The organism is Mesorhizobium loti, assembly GCF_003148495.1.
Taxonomy (GTDB): Bacteria; Pseudomonadota; Alphaproteobacteria; order Rhizobiales; family Rhizobiaceae; genus Mesorhizobium; species Mesorhizobium loti.
The window spans coordinates 1,243,300-1,259,253 of the sequence record NZ_QGGH01000001.1 but is presented as its reverse complement, the minus strand read 5'-3'; the positions used below and the strand labels follow the sequence as shown (position 1 = coordinate 1,259,253).

The 15,954-nt window shown below is 64.1% G+C and carries 20 protein-coding genes; 12 read left to right on the top strand and 8 right to left on the bottom strand.

Annotation, left to right across the window (positions count from 1 at the left end):
• The first annotated feature begins 11 nt into the window (after positions 1-11).
• From C8D77_RS06340 to C8D77_RS06330, 3 genes are read left to right on the top strand one after another with little or no spacing between them, the layout of a single operon-like run.
• Entirely contained in the window at positions 12-962 is a 951-nt protein-coding gene (locus tag C8D77_RS06340; protein ID WP_109660307.1) for a ribokinase, read from the top strand.
• Positions 959-1,420 carry a D-ribose pyranase gene (rbsD, locus tag C8D77_RS06335; RefSeq protein WP_109661348.1) on the top strand — a complete coding sequence of 154 codons (462 nt, stop codon included), beginning with the start codon at positions 959-961 and terminating at the stop codon, positions 1,418-1,420. The genes C8D77_RS06340 and rbsD overlap by 4 nt, the downstream gene beginning before the upstream one ends.
• Before the next feature lies 1 nt (position 1,421).
• Positions 1,422-2,252 (top strand): 3-methyl-2-oxobutanoate hydroxymethyltransferase, encoded by an 831-nt coding sequence (locus C8D77_RS06330; RefSeq protein ID WP_109660305.1) that lies wholly within the window; start codon positions 1,422-1,424, stop codon positions 2,250-2,252.
• Between the two features lie 28 nt (positions 2,253-2,280).
• Here the strand turns inward: C8D77_RS06330 and C8D77_RS06325 are convergent, their stop codons facing one another.
• Positions 2,281-3,189: a LysR family transcriptional regulator gene (locus tag C8D77_RS06325; RefSeq protein ID WP_109660303.1), complete on the bottom strand. Its 909-nt coding sequence runs from the start codon at positions 3,187-3,189 to the stop codon at positions 2,281-2,283.
• A 112-nt stretch (positions 3,190-3,301) separates the two neighbouring features.
• On the opposite strand from C8D77_RS06325, the gene C8D77_RS06320 reads away from it, so the two are divergent.
• The 3 genes from C8D77_RS06320 (at position 3,302) to C8D77_RS06310 (ending at position 6,789) form a co-directional block, all read left to right on the top strand.
• Positions 3,302-4,516, top strand: coding sequence for an MFS transporter (locus tag C8D77_RS06320; protein WP_109660301.1), 1,215 nt, complete (start codon positions 3,302-3,304; stop codon positions 4,514-4,516).
• Between the two features lie 111 nt (positions 4,517-4,627).
• A complete protein-coding gene (locus C8D77_RS06315; protein ID WP_109660299.1) occupies positions 4,628-5,320 on the top strand; it encodes a DUF2270 domain-containing protein in 693 nt (230 codons plus the stop codon).
• Positions 5,321-5,478: 158 nt separating this feature from the next.
• Complete coding sequence (locus tag C8D77_RS06310; protein ID WP_245468803.1) at positions 5,479-6,789, top strand: DUF763 domain-containing protein; 1,311 nt, start codon at positions 5,479-5,481, stop codon at positions 6,787-6,789.
• 28 nt (positions 6,790-6,817) lie between these two features.
• Here C8D77_RS06310 and C8D77_RS06305 read toward each other — a convergent pair whose 3' ends face one another.
• The gene (locus C8D77_RS06305) at positions 6,818-6,961 is read right to left on the bottom strand and encodes a hypothetical protein (RefSeq protein ID WP_109661345.1); all 144 of its coding nucleotides are present in this window, start codon (positions 6,959-6,961) and stop codon (positions 6,818-6,820) included.
• 354 nt (positions 6,962-7,315) lie between these two features.
• Here C8D77_RS06305 and C8D77_RS06300 point away from each other — a divergent pair, with 354 nt between their 5' ends.
• From C8D77_RS06300 to C8D77_RS06285, 4 genes are all read left to right on the top strand, one after another.
• Positions 7,316-7,759 (top strand): SRPBCC family protein, encoded by a 444-nt coding sequence (locus C8D77_RS06300; protein WP_109660297.1) that lies wholly within the window; start codon positions 7,316-7,318, stop codon positions 7,757-7,759.
• A 113-nt stretch (positions 7,760-7,872) separates the two neighbouring features.
• Positions 7,873-8,328, top strand: coding sequence for a hypothetical protein (locus C8D77_RS06295; protein ID WP_109660295.1), 456 nt, complete (start codon positions 7,873-7,875; stop codon positions 8,326-8,328).
• 48 nt (positions 8,329-8,376) lie between these two features.
• Positions 8,377-9,525: an amidohydrolase gene (locus tag C8D77_RS06290; protein ID WP_109660293.1), complete on the top strand. Its 1,149-nt coding sequence runs from the start codon at positions 8,377-8,379 to the stop codon at positions 9,523-9,525.
• 182 nt (positions 9,526-9,707) lie between these two features.
• Positions 9,708-10,190, top strand: a complete 483-nt coding sequence (locus tag C8D77_RS06285; protein WP_109660290.1) for a VOC family protein — start codon at positions 9,708-9,710, stop codon at positions 10,188-10,190.
• 7 nt (positions 10,191-10,197) lie between these two features.
• On the opposite strand, the gene C8D77_RS06280 is transcribed toward C8D77_RS06285, so the two are convergent.
• Positions 10,198-11,130 (bottom strand): sigma-70 family RNA polymerase sigma factor, encoded by a 933-nt coding sequence (locus C8D77_RS06280; RefSeq protein ID WP_109660288.1) that lies wholly within the window; start codon positions 11,128-11,130, stop codon positions 10,198-10,200.
• On the bottom strand, positions 11,127-11,885 hold the full coding sequence (locus C8D77_RS06275; RefSeq protein WP_109660286.1) for an SDR family NAD(P)-dependent oxidoreductase: 759 nt from the start codon (positions 11,883-11,885) through the stop codon (positions 11,127-11,129). Before C8D77_RS06275 ends, C8D77_RS06280 begins: the two co-directional genes overlap by 4 nt.
• Before the next feature lie 171 nt (positions 11,886-12,056).
• Between C8D77_RS06275 and C8D77_RS06270 the strand changes: the two genes are divergently transcribed.
• Positions 12,057-12,338, top strand: a complete 282-nt coding sequence (locus C8D77_RS06270) for a hypothetical protein (protein WP_245462897.1) — start codon at positions 12,057-12,059, stop codon at positions 12,336-12,338.
• 29 nt (positions 12,339-12,367) lie between these two features.
• On the opposite strand, the gene C8D77_RS06265 is transcribed toward C8D77_RS06270, so the two are convergent.
• Together C8D77_RS06265 and C8D77_RS06260 are read right to left on the bottom strand one after the other, a co-directional pair.
• Positions 12,368-13,369 carry an NADP-dependent oxidoreductase gene (locus C8D77_RS06265; protein ID WP_109660284.1) on the bottom strand — a complete coding sequence of 334 codons (1,002 nt, stop codon included), beginning with the start codon at positions 13,367-13,369 and terminating at the stop codon, positions 12,368-12,370.
• Positions 13,370-13,430: 61 nt separating this feature from the next.
• Entirely contained in the window at positions 13,431-14,243 is an 813-nt protein-coding gene (locus C8D77_RS06260) for an oxidoreductase (RefSeq protein ID WP_109661341.1), read from the bottom strand.
• A 103-nt stretch (positions 14,244-14,346) separates the two neighbouring features.
• Between C8D77_RS06260 and C8D77_RS06255 the strand changes: the two genes are divergently transcribed.
• Positions 14,347-14,913 (top strand): TetR/AcrR family transcriptional regulator, encoded by a 567-nt coding sequence (locus tag C8D77_RS06255; RefSeq protein ID WP_109660282.1) that lies wholly within the window; start codon positions 14,347-14,349, stop codon positions 14,911-14,913.
• 113 nt (positions 14,914-15,026) lie between these two features.
• On the opposite strand, the gene C8D77_RS06250 is transcribed toward C8D77_RS06255, so the two are convergent.
• Entirely contained in the window at positions 15,027-15,224 is a 198-nt protein-coding gene (locus C8D77_RS06250) for a hypothetical protein (RefSeq protein ID WP_109660280.1), read from the bottom strand.
• Between the two features lie 120 nt (positions 15,225-15,344).
• The gene (locus tag C8D77_RS37495) at positions 15,345-15,950 is read right to left on the bottom strand and encodes a hypothetical protein (protein WP_170136674.1); all 606 of its coding nucleotides are present in this window, start codon (positions 15,948-15,950) and stop codon (positions 15,345-15,347) included.
• Between the last annotated feature and the right edge of the window lie 4 nt (positions 15,951-15,954).

The following is a 15,954-nucleotide window of genomic DNA, read 5'->3' as shown; positions in this document are numbered from 1 at the left end:
ACGAGGCATTGATGAGCACACCCAGAATTACCATCGTCGGCAGTTTCGCGGTCGGCCTGACCATGCGGGCGCCAAAACTGCCGATCTTCGGCGAGACGATGCTCGGCACCGATTTCGACATGGGCGCCGGCGGCAAGGGCTCGAACCAGGCGGTGGCCACCGCAAGGCTCGGCGCGCGCTCGGCGCTGGTCGCCATCATCGGCACCGACAAGCTCGCCGGCATTGCCACCGACCTCTATGCCGCCGAGGGCGTCGATGCGAGCCTGGTCACGACGAGAACCGAACGCGCCACCGGCGTCGGCTTCATCATCCTCAACGACAAGGGTGAGAACTTCATCATCCTCGACATGGGCGCCAACGAGCTGATGGATGCGGCGACCGTCGACGCGGCCGAACAGCGCATCGCGCAAAGCGATGTCGTCATGACCGTGCTTGAAGTGCCGATCGCGGCCGCCGCCCGCGCCATGCAGCTTGGCCGCAAGCATGGCGCCCGCACCATCCTCAACCCGGCACCGGCGCGCCAGCTTCCCGACGCGATCTTCGCCTCCGTCGACTATTTGACCCCCAACGAGAGCGAATTGCGCATCCTGCTCGGCCTGCCGGCCGACGATCCGCGCTCCTCGCGCGAACTCGCCGGCGAATTGCGCCGGCGAGGCGTGCGCAACGTGGTGGTGACGCTCGGCCGCAGCGGCGCCCTGATCCTGACCGATGAGCTCGACGTGATGGTGCCAGCCGTGCCCGTCGCCGTGGTCGACACCACCGGTGCCGGCGACGCCTTCAACTCCGGCTTCGCGGTGGCGCTGGCCGAAGGCCGCGACATCGTCGACGCGGTCCGCTTCGGCGTCGTCTGCGGCGGCATCGCCTGCACCCGGCTCGGCGTCATTCCGGGCCTGCCCGAGCGGGCACAGGCCGATGCGCTCTACGCCGAGGCAATCAAGACAACATGGAAGGGACCGACATGAACCGAAACCGGCTGCTCAACGCCGAACTGGCGCACGCCATCGCCTCGATGGGCCATGGCGATTTGATGATCGTTTGCGATGCGGGCTTTCCGATCCCGTCGAGCGCCTGGCGCATCGACCTCGCCATCTCGCCCGACGTGCCCGACCTCGAAACCGTGCTGGCGCCGATCGCCGCCAACCTGATCGCCGAGCGCGTCGGCTATGCCGACACGCTGCCGGTGCACAATGCGCCGCTGCTGGCCAAGCTGAAGCGATTGTTCCCCGACGCCGATTTCGAGACCACGACGCACGAGACCATCCTTGGCGAGATGGCGGCCAAGGCCAAGGTCATCGTGCGCACCGGCGCCTTCGACCCGTGGGGCAACATCCTGCTCTATTCCGGCGTCGACGTGCCGGCCTGGTTTTCCAAGCCCGGTGTCGTTGCGCCGGACTACTATGCCAAGAAGCTGAAGGGCTAAAATGCCGCGCATCTTCGACTTCGGCGGCCGCGAGGTCGAGCGCAGCGTGACCGTCGCCAGCCTGCGGGCGCTGAAGGGCGGCGGCCGGCATGCCGCCCAGGTGACGGCCGAAACCGCCGAAGAGGCGGCGGCGGCCGAGGCCGCCGGCATCGAGATGGTGGTCTGCCGCGCCGCCAACGTGTCCCGCGTGCGCGAAGGATCGCGCCGCGTCTTCGTCACCGCCGCGCTCGGCTTTGCCGATGTGGTGACATCAGACGAAATCCTGCGCACCGCCTTCTCCGCCGTCACGGCGGGCGCCGACGCCGTCATCACCGGGCGCGGTCTCGATACCGTGCGCATGCTCGCCAACGAACAGATCCCCGTCATGGGCCATCTCGGTTTCGTGCCGCGCAAATCCACCTGGGTCGGCAGCATTCGGGCCGTCGGCAAGACCGCCGTCGAGGCACTTGAGCTGTGGGACCGTTTTCGCCGGCTGGAAGATGCCGGCGCCTTCGCCGTCGAATGCGAGATCATCGCGGCTGACGTGATGGCCGAGATCAACCGCCGTACCTCGCTGGTCACCGTGTCGCTCGGCTCGGGCGCGGAGGCCGACGTGATCTTCCTGTTCACCTCGGACATCTGCGGCGAGAGCGGCCGCCTGCCGCGCCATGCACGCGCCTGGGGCAATCTGGCCGTACTGCAAAAGGCAGTGAGGGACGCGCGCGTCGAAGCTTTGTCGGGCTTCCGCAACGAGGTCGCGAGCGGCAGCTATCCCGCCAACGCCGAAGTCGCCGGCATCGCGCAGGCCGAGCTTGACGATTTTCGCGAGCGGCTGGAGACGGAACGGGACTAGACGGTCCTAGCGCTACCCCACCCCCGCTCTACGACACCAGCGGCATCGGCACCTCGAGCCCTTCGATCAGCGCGTCGCGAAACAGCGCGATCGGGCGGCTCAGCCGGCCGGCCGGCGGGCGGTGCAGCAGCCAGGCGCGCACTTGCGGCTTGAAGTCCGGGCAATCGATGACTTCCACCCTGTCGCGCCAGCGGCTGTCGGCGAAGGCACCCGGCGTGACGATGCCGATGCCGTGGCCGCGCGCCACCAGCGACATTCGGAGATCGACGCTGAGCGCCTCCACCCCGACCTGGAACGGCAGCCTGAGGGCGTCGAAACTCTGGCGGATGAAAGCGCGAAAACCACAGCCGTTTTCGTTCATCACCCAGGGAAAGCGCGACAGCGAGGCAAGATCGGCGGGCTTCGGCACACCGAGGCCAGGTGATGCGACCAGCAGCACCGACTGCACGCCGAGATCGTCGCAGACCAGTTCGTCGGGCGGCGCCAAACCCTCGGCGAGGCACACCGCCACCGCGTCGAGTTCGCTGCGCGCCACCTGCTCCACCAGCCTCGGCGACCAGCCTGAAGAGATGCGCAGCGTCAGCTGCGGAAAGGCAGCGCGCAGGCTGTCGAGCGGCAGCGCCAGGGCGGCATCGGAGAGATAGGGCATGATGCCCAGGCGGAACTCGCCCTTGACCTCGCCTTGCGGCGACACGCCGGCCCTGAGATCCTCGAGCGAACGCAGCACGCGCCGGCCGTGCTCATAGGCCTCACGGCCGGAGGCGGTCGGCTTCAGCGGCTTCGACTGGCGGTCGAGCAGCGCGGTGGCCAACCCGTCCTCGAGGTTCTGGATGCGGCGCGTCACGCCCGGCTGGGTGAGGTTGAGCCTTGCCGAGGCACCGACGATCGAGCCGGTCTCCACCACGGCGATGAAGGCTTCGAGGTCGTGGATATTCATGCGTATCTCGCATAATCATTATCGAATTGATTGAATTGTAGCATGATAATGCTTTGGCATAAAGTCCTCGCACGACATGCAAATCCCTGAGGACTCAATGCTCGATACCCCAATGCTCGACACCAATGACGGCCGGATGGCCGGGCCGGCTGCGACCATCACCGGCCCGCAGACGCTGCTGTTTGCCACCGCGGTCGGCATCATCGTCACCAATTTGTTCGCCCCACAGACGCTGGTCGGCCTGATCGGGCCATCGCTCGGCGCCAGTGCCGCGAGCGTCGGCTTCGTCGCCATGGCCACCCTGCTCGGCTATGCCGCCGGCCTGTTCTTCCTGGTGCCGCTCGCCGACCTCGCCGAAAACCGCACCCTGATCCTGCGCATGCTGGCCGCGGCGGCATTGGCGGCTGGCGTCGCCACAACGGCGCCCACCGCCGGCTCGCTGCTGATCGTCCTGTTCGTCCTCGGGGCTGCCTGTTCGGCGATCCAGATCCTGGTGCCGATCGCCGCCTCGATGGCGCCGCCCGGGCAGGCCGGCCGCGTCATCGGCGATGTCATGAGCGGGCTGATGGTCGGCATCCTTTTGGCGCGGCCGCTGGCCAGCCTGATTGCCGATGCCTGGGGCTGGCGGGTTTTTTATGGCATCAGCGCCGCGGCCTTGGTCGTACTGGCTTGCGTGCTTGCCTTCACCTTGCCGCGACGACGGCCGGCAGCGAGATCCTCCTATGGAGCGCTGATCGCTTCACTGTTCGACCTGCTGCGCGACGAGCCGGTGCTGCGGCGCCGCGCGCTGACGGCGGCGCTGGTGATGGCGGCCTTCAGCCTGTTCTGGACGGCGGTGGCGCTGCGCCTCGCGCAGCCGCCTTTCGACCTCGGCCAGCGCGGCATCGCGCTGTTCGCACTGGTCGGCGCAGGCGGCGCGATTGTGACACCGCTGTTTGGCCGCGCCGGCGACCGCGGCTGGACGCGGTCCGCAACCATCGCCTGCCATCTCGTGCTGATCGGCGCGATGGGGCTCGCCGCCTGGACCGGCTCGGCTGAATCCGGAACCGGATGGTCTCTAGCGCTGATGGGTGTCAGCGCCGTGCTGCTCGACATCGGCGTGACCGGCGACCAGACGCTCGGCCGCCGCGCCATCAACCTGCTGCAGCCGAAAGCGCGCGGCCGCCTCAACGGCCTCTTCGTCGGCATCTTCTTCATCGGCGGCGCCGTCGGTTCGATGCTCGCCGGCATCGCCTGGGCCTCAGGCGGCTGGCCTGAGGTCTGCGCCATCGCCGCCGCCTTCGGCTTTGCCGCCCTCCTGGTCGACTGGATCGGCGGGCCGGAGTGACAGGCCGGACAAGGCCTGCGAACCCGCCAGGATGTCGAAATCTCCCCGGCCATTCCGACCGCTACGGAACGAGATCAAATCTGATGCGTTTCATTTGGTTGGGAGGAAGCCATGAACGATGCGCCGGCAACGCCCATCGGCAGGCCGCTTTCGTCAGGCGAACTGGTCACCGTGATGTCGCATTTCCACCGCGCTGAGATCGCCCGCATGGCCGGTTGGCGCGACCGCCTTGACCGTACGAGCAATTGGGCGATCACCGTTGTCGCCGCCATGTTGTCAGTGTCGCTGTCAACGGCCAGTGCCCATCACGGCGTGCTGCTTTTCGCCATGCTGCTGGTGCTCCTTCTGTTGTGGATCGAGGCGCGTCGCTACCGGTTCTTCGATGTCTATCGCGCCCGCGTGCGCCAGTTCGAGCGCCACTATTTCGCTCAGATATTCTCGCCGCAGCCGGACTTCGCTTCTGACTGGCTGCTGATCGTCGGCGAAAGCCTGCGCGCGCCGAAATTCCTGGTCTCGCAAAGGGTGGCGCTGGCGCGGCGTTTGCGCCGCAACTACATGCACATGATGCTGATTCTGCTCCTCGCCTGGATCCTTAAACTGTCGACGCCGAGCCTGATCGATCAAGCTGTGCCGGTCGGCTTCGTCGGCACATTGCGCGAGGCCGTCAGCGCCGCTGCCCTCGGTCCCATTCCGGGCGCAGTCATTGTCGCCGTGGTTGCGCTCCTCTACGTTGGCCTCCTGGTGGCTGCCTTCCTGACGCCTGGCGACGACGGCGAACTCTCCTTCGGCGACGTCCATGTTTAGAAAGAGCCGGTTGAAGAAAATCATTGTAAGACAGTGAGATAAAGCCCCGACTTGATTCAGATTCTGAATCGGCGTTTGCGCATCCGCTTGCAAATCGTCGCCCTGATGCCATCTCTATCCGAGGCTGCCGGTGACCGACTCACCGGCCGGAGGTATCAGTGACGCAGCGAAGCGGTAGCGCCGACCTGCCGCTGCATGGCGGGCGGGTTCCGAAATGGCTGGGCGATCGCATGACGCGCCTGGGCGCGGTGCTGTGCGAAGCCATCATCCACCACTATGGCCGCGACGAGTTGCTGCGCCGGCTGGCGCATCCGTTCTGGTTCCAGTCCTTCGGTGCGGTGATGGGCATGGACTGGCATTCCTCCGGCATCACCACCAGCGTGATCGGCGCGCTGAAGCGCGGGCTGACACCGCTGTCGGGCGAACTCGGCATCCATGTCTGCGGCGGGCGCGGCACCCATTCGCGCAAGACGCCGCATGAACTCGAGGCGATCGGCGAGCGTGTCGGCTTCGACGGCAAGGCTCTGGCCACGGCCAGCCGGCTGGTCGCCAAGGTCGACAGCGCCGCCGTGCAGGACGGCTTCGATCTCTATCTGCACGGCTTCATCGTCACCGATGACAGCCATTGGGTGGTCGTCCAGCAAGGCATGAACGGCGACAGCAAGCTGGCGCGCCGCTACCACTGGCTCTCGGAGGGCCTGAAAAGTTTCGTCGACGAGCCGCATGCGGCCATCGAGGGCGAGCGGCAGGGCGAGATCGTCAACCTCACCGATCACCGCGCCGAGGCCTCGCGCAGCGGCCAACTGGACCTATTGCGCCAGCTCGGTCCCGATAGCATCGTGCGCGAGTTTGCCGCCATCGAACCATCGGCAAAGCCGCAATCCGCCCAGCCGATGCTGCCCAATCTGATCATGCCGGCCCACCATGATGTGCGCGAAAGCGATATCGTCATGCGCCGCCTGCACGGCAACATTTCCGCGGCGATCGAAGGCGGCCCGGCGGATTTTCCCGAATTGCTGCTGGTACCGGGCGTCGGCGCGCGAACGGTGCGGGCACTGGCGATGGTGGCCGAGGTCGTGCATGGCGCGCCGTGCCGCTTCTCCGATCCGGCGCGGTTCTCGCTGGCGCATGGCGGCAAGGACCGGCATCCCTTTCCGGTGCCGCTGAAGGTCTATGACGAGACCATCGCGGTGATGAAATCGGCGGTCCGCAAGGCAAAGCTCGGCAATGAGGAGGAACTCGGCGCCTTGCAACGGCTGGACGGCCAGGCGCGACTGCTGGAACGCTACGTTACCGGGCCGAGCCTGAAGGAAATCGTCGCCGGTGAGTTCGACCAATCGCACCAGCTCGGCGGCCGCAGCGTCTTCGGCTGGGAACCGCCTCCCGCCGACGCTCAGGCGCCGTCCCAAGACTTTGTCCGCGACTGTTTTGCCGGCAGCCCCCAAGGCATAGGCGGCAAGCGACATTAGACATTAGTGGATGTTTGCACCACCGGCCCTAGATGCCGAAGAACTGCTTGCCGATCATGTAGCCCAGCGCCGCCACGACCAACGGAAACAGCGCCGGTGCGGCCTTGCTGAACACAGAGGCTTTGACGTCCTTTGGCGGCATGTAACGTGCGTTGCCGAGATTCTTGGTCATGGCGTACCCCGCGGTCTTCATTAGCGAATACTGATTAACAGCATGGCCGCATTAACGGCTTGCAAAGAAATTAGATCGAATAGCCGACCATTGCCTGCCTGTCCCCTGACCTAATGCCCGGCAACCAAAGGAAAAACAGCGCTCGGCGGGAACCGGATGGCTCGTCCCGTATTGTGGCGCTCGGGGGCATGAATGCCGTTCGAGATCTCATCAAACGCCGGCAACAGTTCAGTTCGCTTGTGGCTGAACAGGTCATGCCGCGCCGGTCGTTAAAAAATCCGAGAGCCTATGTCGGACCGACCACGCCTCGTTCGTCCTTGGGGTACTGTAGGCAATCATGAAAGGATACAGGATATGCCCGGCACCGTACGTTTGCATCGCGTTCTGACGACCAGCCCGGAGAAGGTCTATCGCGCCTTCGTTGAAGCGGACGCACTGGCCAAGTGGCTTCCGCCGAACGGCTTCACCTGCACGGTCCATCACCTCGAGGCAAAGGTCGGCGGCACGTTCAAGATGTCCTTCCGCAACTTCACCACCGGCGACAGCCATTCCTTCGGCGGCGAGTATCTCGAACTGGTTCCGGCCGAGCGCCTGCTCTACACCGACAGGTTCGACGATCCCAATCTGCCCGGCGAGATCCGGGTGACCATAGTCTTGAGAAAGGTGTCGGTCGGCACCGAGATTGACATCACCCAGGCCGGCATTCCGGACGTCATTCCGGTCGAGGCCTGCTATCTCGGCTGGCAGGAGTCGCTCCGAAACCTGGCAAAGCTCGTCGAACCCGAGATCAATCAATAAGCAATCTAGACACAGCTCGCAGCGGCGTCGGCCTCTGCGAGCCGTGTTGCATCGAGGGCCTTGACCGGGCGATCGCGCACGTGAAATCCTTCCGGTGAAAGGGAGGATTTTCCATGCGACATCTGTTGGTTGTGCTGTCCGCCTTGATCCTGCCGACAGCGGCGCAAGCGAGTACGATCTACTACGGCAACAAGGTGGGAATGGAACTCACCATCGTCAAAAAGACAGGCATCGGCTCCACCCACGCCGGCATCCTGGCCAAACACAGCAGGCAGAAGGCGCGCGTCTACTGCCGCGAATATGGCCATGATTTCTCCGAGGATTGCATTGCCGCGGAAATGAAGGCGCCCCTGCACTTCGAGATCATCGCCAACTGCAAGACCGGCAAATTCACCACCTTCTATGGCGCCAACATGCTGTTCCAGGGCCGCAACAAGGGCACGGATGTGACGACGGACTATCTGATAACCGATACGGATGAGAACGTCTTGCTCGATGGCTCCGGCGCCTCGTCATACGATGTTACGCTGGACCAGTTCAAAGCGCTCTGCCCCAATCGCGTACGCTAGAAGCGTTTGCGACACTGTGCCGATCGGAGCAAACGGAGGCCGAAACGCGTGACCCTGACCAACCGAGACATTGTCGAGTTGACCACGTGGCGGCGTAAGCTGCACCAGCAGCCGGAAATCTCCAACGAGGAGGAGAAGACGGCAAAAGAGGTCGTCGACTTCCTCGCCGATACCGGGCCGGACAAAGTGCTCACCGGATTGGGCGGGCACGGCGTGGCGGCCATATACGACAGCGGTAAGGCAGGGCCGACGGTGCTGTTCCGCTCGGAACTCGATGCCTTGCCGATCGAAGAGCTTTCAGGCGTGCCGCATTCCTCGCGGGTGCCGGGCAAGTCGCATATGTGCGGCCATGACGGACACACTGCGATCCTGGCGTCCCTTGGCCGTCAGCTCGGGCGCGACAGGCCTGCAAGCGGCCGCGTCGTGCTGATGTTCCAGCCGGCGGAGGAAACCGGCAATGGCGCAGCCGGCGTAGTCGCCGATCCGCGCTTCACCGAGATCGCGCCGGATTTCGCTTTCTCGCTGCACAATCTGCCCGGCGTGCCGTTGGGCGAAGTTCGGGTCAAAACCGGCGTCGTCAACTGCGCTTCACGCGGCATGCGCATCGTGCTGGAGGGCAAGACCGCGCATTCGTCCATGCCCGAGACCGGCACCTCGCCGATGCTGGCGATCAGTGAGTTGATGCCGGCGCTCCCTGCGCTCGGCAGCGGAACCTTCGCCGATGACGACTTCTCCATGGTGACCGTCACCCATGCCGCGATGGGCGAAGCCGTGTACGGCATCGCACCGGCGCATGCCGAGGTTTGGGCGACGCTGCGGACCCGGCGCGACGAGCGCATGGCAAACCTGTGCACTGCTGCTGAAGCGCTGGTCACGAAGATCGCCGGCCAGCATGGTCTTTCCGCTCGTTGGGACTATCACGAGATCTTCGTCGCCAGCGTCAACGCGCCGGATGCGGTGGAGCACCTGCAACGCGCGCTCGACGAAGAGGGCGTCGTGCACGGCGAAGAAGCCCTGCCGATGCGCGCCTCGGAGGATTTCGGCCTGTTCGGCCACAGCGCTTCGTCGGCAATGTTCTTCCTCGGTGCAGGCGAGCGGCACCCTGCATTGCACAATCCGGACTACGACTTTCCCGACGACCTGATCCCGATCGGCTCAAAGATCTTCATGCGCACCGCACGCAATCTTCTGGGCTGACGTCTGCCAGATCAACTCTGACGCCGAAAACACCATTCCGCCAAGGGACGCAAAGCGGTCAGCCGCGCTTGTCGGCTTGCTTGCGCAAGGGTGGAGAAAAAGCGGTTGGCGACCTATTTCGGAAGAGCGCGTGGGCGGGACACAAGGACGGAAATCCGGCTTCAGATCGAAAGGAACACGCAATGCCAAAGACGCCAAAGAACACGATTTGCCTCTGGTTCGACAAGGACGCCGAGGCTGCGGCCCACTTCTACGCAAAGACCTTTCCCGACACCAAGGTGAGCGCCGTTCACCGTGCGCCGAGTGATTTTCCGTCCGGCAAGAAGGGCGACGTGTTGACGGTGGAATTCACCGTTGCCGGCATTCCCTGCATCGGATTGAACGGCGGCTCCGCGTTCAGGCAAAGCGAGGCCTTCTCGTTCCAGATCGCCACCGACGATCAGCAGGAAACCGACCGCTACTGGAATGCCATTGTCGGCAATGGCGGCCAGGAGAGCGCGTGCGGCTGGTGCAAGGACAGATGGGGCGTGTCCTGGCAAATCACACCGCGCACGCTGACCGAGGCGATGGCGGCCGGCGGCGACGAAGCCAGGCGCGCGTTTGATGCGATGATGGACATGAGGAAGATCGACGTCGCGGCGATTGACGCAGCCCGACGCGGCTAATGCTCCCTCAGCGCCCGGTGCCGCGACCGAAAGATCCGGCGTCCCTGGCCAGCACCAGTTCCGCATCCTCGGCGATATAGCTGACATAGCGATAGTCGCAGATGAAGCTGATCCGCCCCTCCCGCCACTCCAGCCGCATGAAATGATGGGGCTTCGGGTCGGTCTGGTTTTCGAACACCGCGATCACCTCGCGGCCCTCGAGCCATGCCGGCGTCAGCCATACGCGATCGCTCCTGGCGTAGATCGTGAAAAACATGCCGACGTCGGCGGCGCCCGAGCGCGGCGGATGCAAGGACTGATGAAGTCTGACGTCGTCGGCAAGCAGCGCGCGCAAGCCGTCCCAGTCGCGCTGGTTGAACAGGGTCGCATAGCAAACCACGGCGGCGGATGCGATGCGCGCGTCGGGAAGCGCCGCGGCAGTGGCATTGATCTGCCGAAGCCGGGCGCGGCCGCGCGCCAGATGCCCCTTCACCGCATCGACCGTGATGTCCAGCAGAGCGGCGATCTCGGTCAGCGGCTCGTCGAGAACATCTTTGAGGATGATGACGCTGCGCTGGAGAACCGGAAGCTCCGCAAAGCGCGACACGGCGGTCTGTACAGCTTGCCTGCGCATCAGCGTCTCCACCGGGTCGGCTTTGGTGTCGGCAATCTCAAGCGCCGCCTCGATGGGCTCAGCGACGCGGATCGCACGGCTGCGCAGCAGGTCCAGCGCGCGGTTGTGGGCGATCCGGAACAGCCAGGGCCGCAACTGCGGCACCTCGCACAGCTCGTCCAGCGCAACGAAGGCCCGGGCAAAGGTGTCCTGCACGACATCCTCGCCGTCGATGACCGATCCCATCAGACGCGCGCAGTAGCGGTGCAGCTCCGGCCGCAGCGCGGCGGCAAGGGCAAGCAGCCCTTCCTGTCGGTCGCGGTCCACGGCAGGTTCTCGCTCGCTCAAGCCGCCGCGCCCTCCATCACGGTCACGCCCGCATCGCCGTTGAGGCCGAAGACGACGCCCTCGGCATATTGCGGGTCTTCGAGCACTGAAACCACCCTGTCGCCGAACGCCCTGGGCGGCATCGGCGCGCCGAAGCGGGTGACGAATTGTTCCGGCGTAATGCCCATCGAGCCTGCATAGGCGTTGGCCGCGGCATCGCCGGTTCCGGTACCGAGGATCATCTGCCGCGGTACGATCGCCTGGAAGCGGATGCCGAGCTTCTTTTCCTGCGCAACACCATTGGCATATTTGGCCATGAACCAGAGCATGCGCTTGGAGCCGCCATAACCACCCGACATCTGCGATCCGGTGACGGCAGCCCCACTCGACCCCACCAGCACCCGGCTGCCCGGCTTGAGCGGCAGGTTGAGCGCCGCCTGCAGCCAGTAGAGCCCCGCCTTGACGTCGGTTTCCCAGGCAATGGAGAAATCCTCCCACTTCAGCTGATCCAGCCGCCCCATCCGAGGCGTAGCGCCAGCGTTCAGCACCACGATGTCAGGGCGGACTTCGCCAAGAATGCGATAGGCCGCGTCCTCGTCCGTGACGTCGGCTGAGATGGTGGCGACCCCGAGCCGCGCACCGACCGCCTCCAGCGCCTCGGCGCCGCGGGCAACGACAGTCACGCTGGCGCCCTGTTCGACCAGCGCTTCGACCAGTCCGAGGCCAAGCCCACGGCTGCCACCGGTGACCACGATTTTCTTGTCCTTGAGGCTCATCGACCCTGCTCCGTTGCTTCACTGTAGCTAAGACGTTTGAGGGCAGGGAAAAGAGTCAGCGTTGCAGTGAGGCTCGGACGTAGCGCAGCGCCTGGCAGGCATGGTCACCACCGCAGCGACAGCGTTGTAGGCCCGACTGGATCGCTCCGCCTGCCACGGGCGGTGCCCGCCATGGCTGGAACCAATCCGATCAGCGGCGGTTTACTCAAGGAAGGGACCGGAACTCCAAAGGACTCTGGACAGATGATTGAAATTCACAGCATCGAAACGGCCAACGCCAGACTGCGCATAAGACGAGCTGAAAACTCTCTCAAGCGCGCGAATGACTTGCTGGACGAGGAAGCTGGCGTCGCCCTTAATCTCGCATTGTGCGGCCGGATAAGGGCCGCGCAAAGGCGCCTCATCGAGGCCAGGGCACGCCTGACAACGATCGATCCTACCGGGACGAATTGATCCATGACATCGAAGATGTGACAGGTATCCTACCTGACCTTGATGACCACCTTGCCCTTGGCGCGTCCTGTTTCGACGTAGGCCAGAGCCTCGTTGGTCGCTTCGAAGGGAAAGACCCGATCGACAACCGGGCGGATCGCACCGGATTCGATGAGCGACGCGATCTTGCTCAGCCGCTCGCCCTGCGCCCACATGAAAAGGAACGAGAACTTCACGCCACGGCGCCTGGCCCTGGCCCGGATTCCACGGCTCAGAAAGCGCAGCACTAGCCTCAGCGCCACGTTCAGTCCCTGCTTCCTGGCAAATTCGGGATCCGGTGGACCGGAGATGGAGATGAGCTTGCCACCCGGTTTCAGCACATTCAGGGATTTTTCAAGCGTTTTGGCGTCCTGGCTGTTCAAGACGACGTCGTAGCCCGACAGGACTTTCTCAAAGTCGTCTTTCCTGTAGTCGACGACCACATCGGCGCCGAGCCCCCTGACCAGATCGGCACTCGCTGCGCTGGCGGTTGTCGCAACGATTGCGCCGAGATGCTTGGCCAGCTGGATGGCGAATGTCCCCACGCCGCCGGAGCCAGCTTGAATGAAAACCTTCTGTCCCTTCTTCAAGCTCGCCCTTTCGATGAGCGCCTGCCAGGCGGTCAGACCGACTAGCGGGATCGAGGCCGCCTCCTCCATGCTGAGGTTCACAGGCTTCAAGGCCACGTCGGCTTCATCCATGGCGATGAACTCGGCGAACGTCCCGATGCGGCCGTCGCGCGGCCGCGCATAGACGTCGTCGCCGAGTTTGAATTTGCGGACTTTCGATCCCACGCGGACAACCCTCCCGGCTACGTCGTGACCCAGGATGAAGGGCCGGCGATAGGGAAGGATCAGCTTGAACTCTCCGGTTTTGACCTTGGAATCGAGCAGGTTCACCGCCGCGGCGTAAACCTCGACCAGGACATCGCTGTCCCCGAGTTCCGGCTCCGGCATCTCAGCCAGCCGGAGAGTGCCCTTCTTGTTATACTTATCAACGACGTATGCCTTCATGGCAGTGACTTTCTCAAAGTGATTTTGGCGTGTCGCATGTGCGTTAAATCCCCTCTGTCATTCAAACCGGCAGGCGGAACTGTTTGCGCAGGCTCTTGTCGAATATCGCCGCGGGGGCAAAACGGCGCAGTAGGCTGACCTGGCGCGCTGCCTTGCCGGCGGTGTAGCGCCGCCGCGGGCGGGCATCGGTCGCTGCCTTGACGACCACCTGCGCCACCACTTCCGGCCGGTCGGCTACAGGCATCACATCGCGAAGGAGCGCTTCGAGTCCGGCTCGAGCCTGATCGTATTCCTTCAACAGCGAATCCGGCTGGATTCCGTTCTGGTCGAAGACGGTGCGAACGAATGCCGGCTCGATGACCGAGACGCGGATATTGAACGCACGAACCTCGTGGTCGAGCGATTCCGAATAGCCCTCGAGCGCGTGCTTGACCGCCGAATAATGCGCTGAATACGGCGCCGGCACGAGGCCCAACACCGAGCCGATGTTGATGATGCGCCCTTCGCCACGCCGCCGCATCGACGGCAACACGGCATTGGTCATGCGGATGACACCGAACAGGTTGACGTCGAACAGGGCCTGCACCTGCGCGATCGAGAATTCCTCGGCGCCTCCAAGCAGGCCGACGCCGGCATTGTTGACCAGGAGGTCGATCCGGCCGGTCTGCGAGAGCACCGTCGAAACGAGTGCGGCAACCGACTCATCGTCGGTCACGTCGCAAACCAGCATGGTCACCCCGTCCGGGCCGTTGCTGGCCTTGCGGCTCGTTCCAAAGACAGTGAAGCCTGCCCGCGCCAGTGCCTCGGCGCTGGCGCGGCCGATGCCCGAGGAGGCGCCGGTCACGACAGCGGTTCTTCCGGAATTCATATTCATTTCGTGCTCCAAAATCATGAGGGCTAGCTTTTTCGCGTCCTTTGAATTACACTCATACTATCAAATTATGACCATAATGCAATAGCAGAAAGGCAATGCAGCCATGCGCTACGAAAAGGGCCGGAAGGACGCATCACGCGGCCGGATCATGGAAGTCGCCGCCGACCGTTTTCGCGGTGACGGCATAGCCGCGTCCGGACTGGCGACCATCATGAGCGACGCCGGGCTGACGAACGGGGCGTTTTATCCGCACTTTCAATCCAAGGCCGAGCTTGTCCGCGAGAGCGTGGCGGCAGCCATGGAGATTCAGTCGCAGCAACTGGCGGAAGCCTTGGCCTCCGGTGGCCCGCAGATGGCGATAGAGGCGTATCTGTCGGCCGAGCACCGGGATAATCCGGGAACGGGCTGCGCGTCGGCCGCGCTGTTGCCGGAGCTCGCGCGTCAACCGCCTGAAACGCGTAAGGTCTATACCGACCGCTTGCTGGCTTTGGCCCACCAATTGTCTGCCGCACTTCCGCAGGACAAGGATCCGGAAGGCGTGGCGCTGGCTGTCTTTGCAACGCTCATCGGCGCGCTCCAATTGGCTCGCGCCGTCGAAGGGACGGAATTGTCGGATCGTATCCTCTCGGCGGGGAAAGATGCGGCGCGGACACTGATCGAGCAGCGTTAGGGCGGGGCGCCACCCTTCAGGTCACCCGCGCCCTGCCCCCAAACTCCGCGTCAGCCCTTCGGCAAAACGGCATCGCCTTGGTCGGCGGACTGGCTGCCAGATCGATGGCCGTCCTAAATATCGAGCGCGACCATCATGCCGCGGACTTCGGCCATTTCCAGCAGAAGGTCCTGCAGTCTTTCGTCCAGCGCGGCACCGGTCAGCGCCAGAAGCTCCGTAGTGCTCTCTCTCATCGAGATGACGGCGGCGCCTGTCTTCTCGGCGAGCAGCCGTCCGATGGCCGCTCGGATCAGGTCGTCCTGATCAGACATTGTTCACCTCCCAACGCTCTACAACCTCCCCTTGCCCCCCATGCCTGACCGCCGCTTTCGACGACAGGGCGTGATTTCCCCTACGGTATGATTTTTTGATGCGATGGCGGCTGGCTTTGCTCACGCCAGCAGGTCATCTGAAAGCGACCGATCGTCTTCATTGGCCCGCCAGCCGTTCAACGCCGCCAAGGATGGCAGCAGCGAGAAATTGCCGGGCTGAACCGTTTCAATCGCTGCAAGCAGCGCCAGCGGCACTTCGTGCCGGTAAAGCCCGATGCACGCACCGCCTTCGACCGTTGCCGGCAATTCCGTGAATGTATCGAAAATCGAGAATGTGCCTGTTGGCTCTTCTAGGATTTCGAAACGCTCCATCCCCAAAACCTCCCCTTGCACAAAAGCAGCGACAAACGCCGATGCCTCCCAAAGGTTCCCTCTGGGCGGCATTTTTTTCGCGCCTTGGTTGTAGCGCATATCGGCTGGCCAGTCATGCCGTAGGGACCGCACAGTCAAAATCGCTGCGCACCATTTTAAATCTTGACGCGTGTCAATTTTTTCTAAAACATGCGGAAACGCTGGCATGGCATCGGCCGGCGCTCTGGGAGGAGCAATGCCTGACATCAAAAAGCGCCCGAACCGGGGCTGCGACCCGCACACCACAAAGCGGGCAGCAACCTGTTGGCGGATCGTCGCGCCAGGCGCCGGGGTCGCTTGCGCACCGTCGGACATTGCA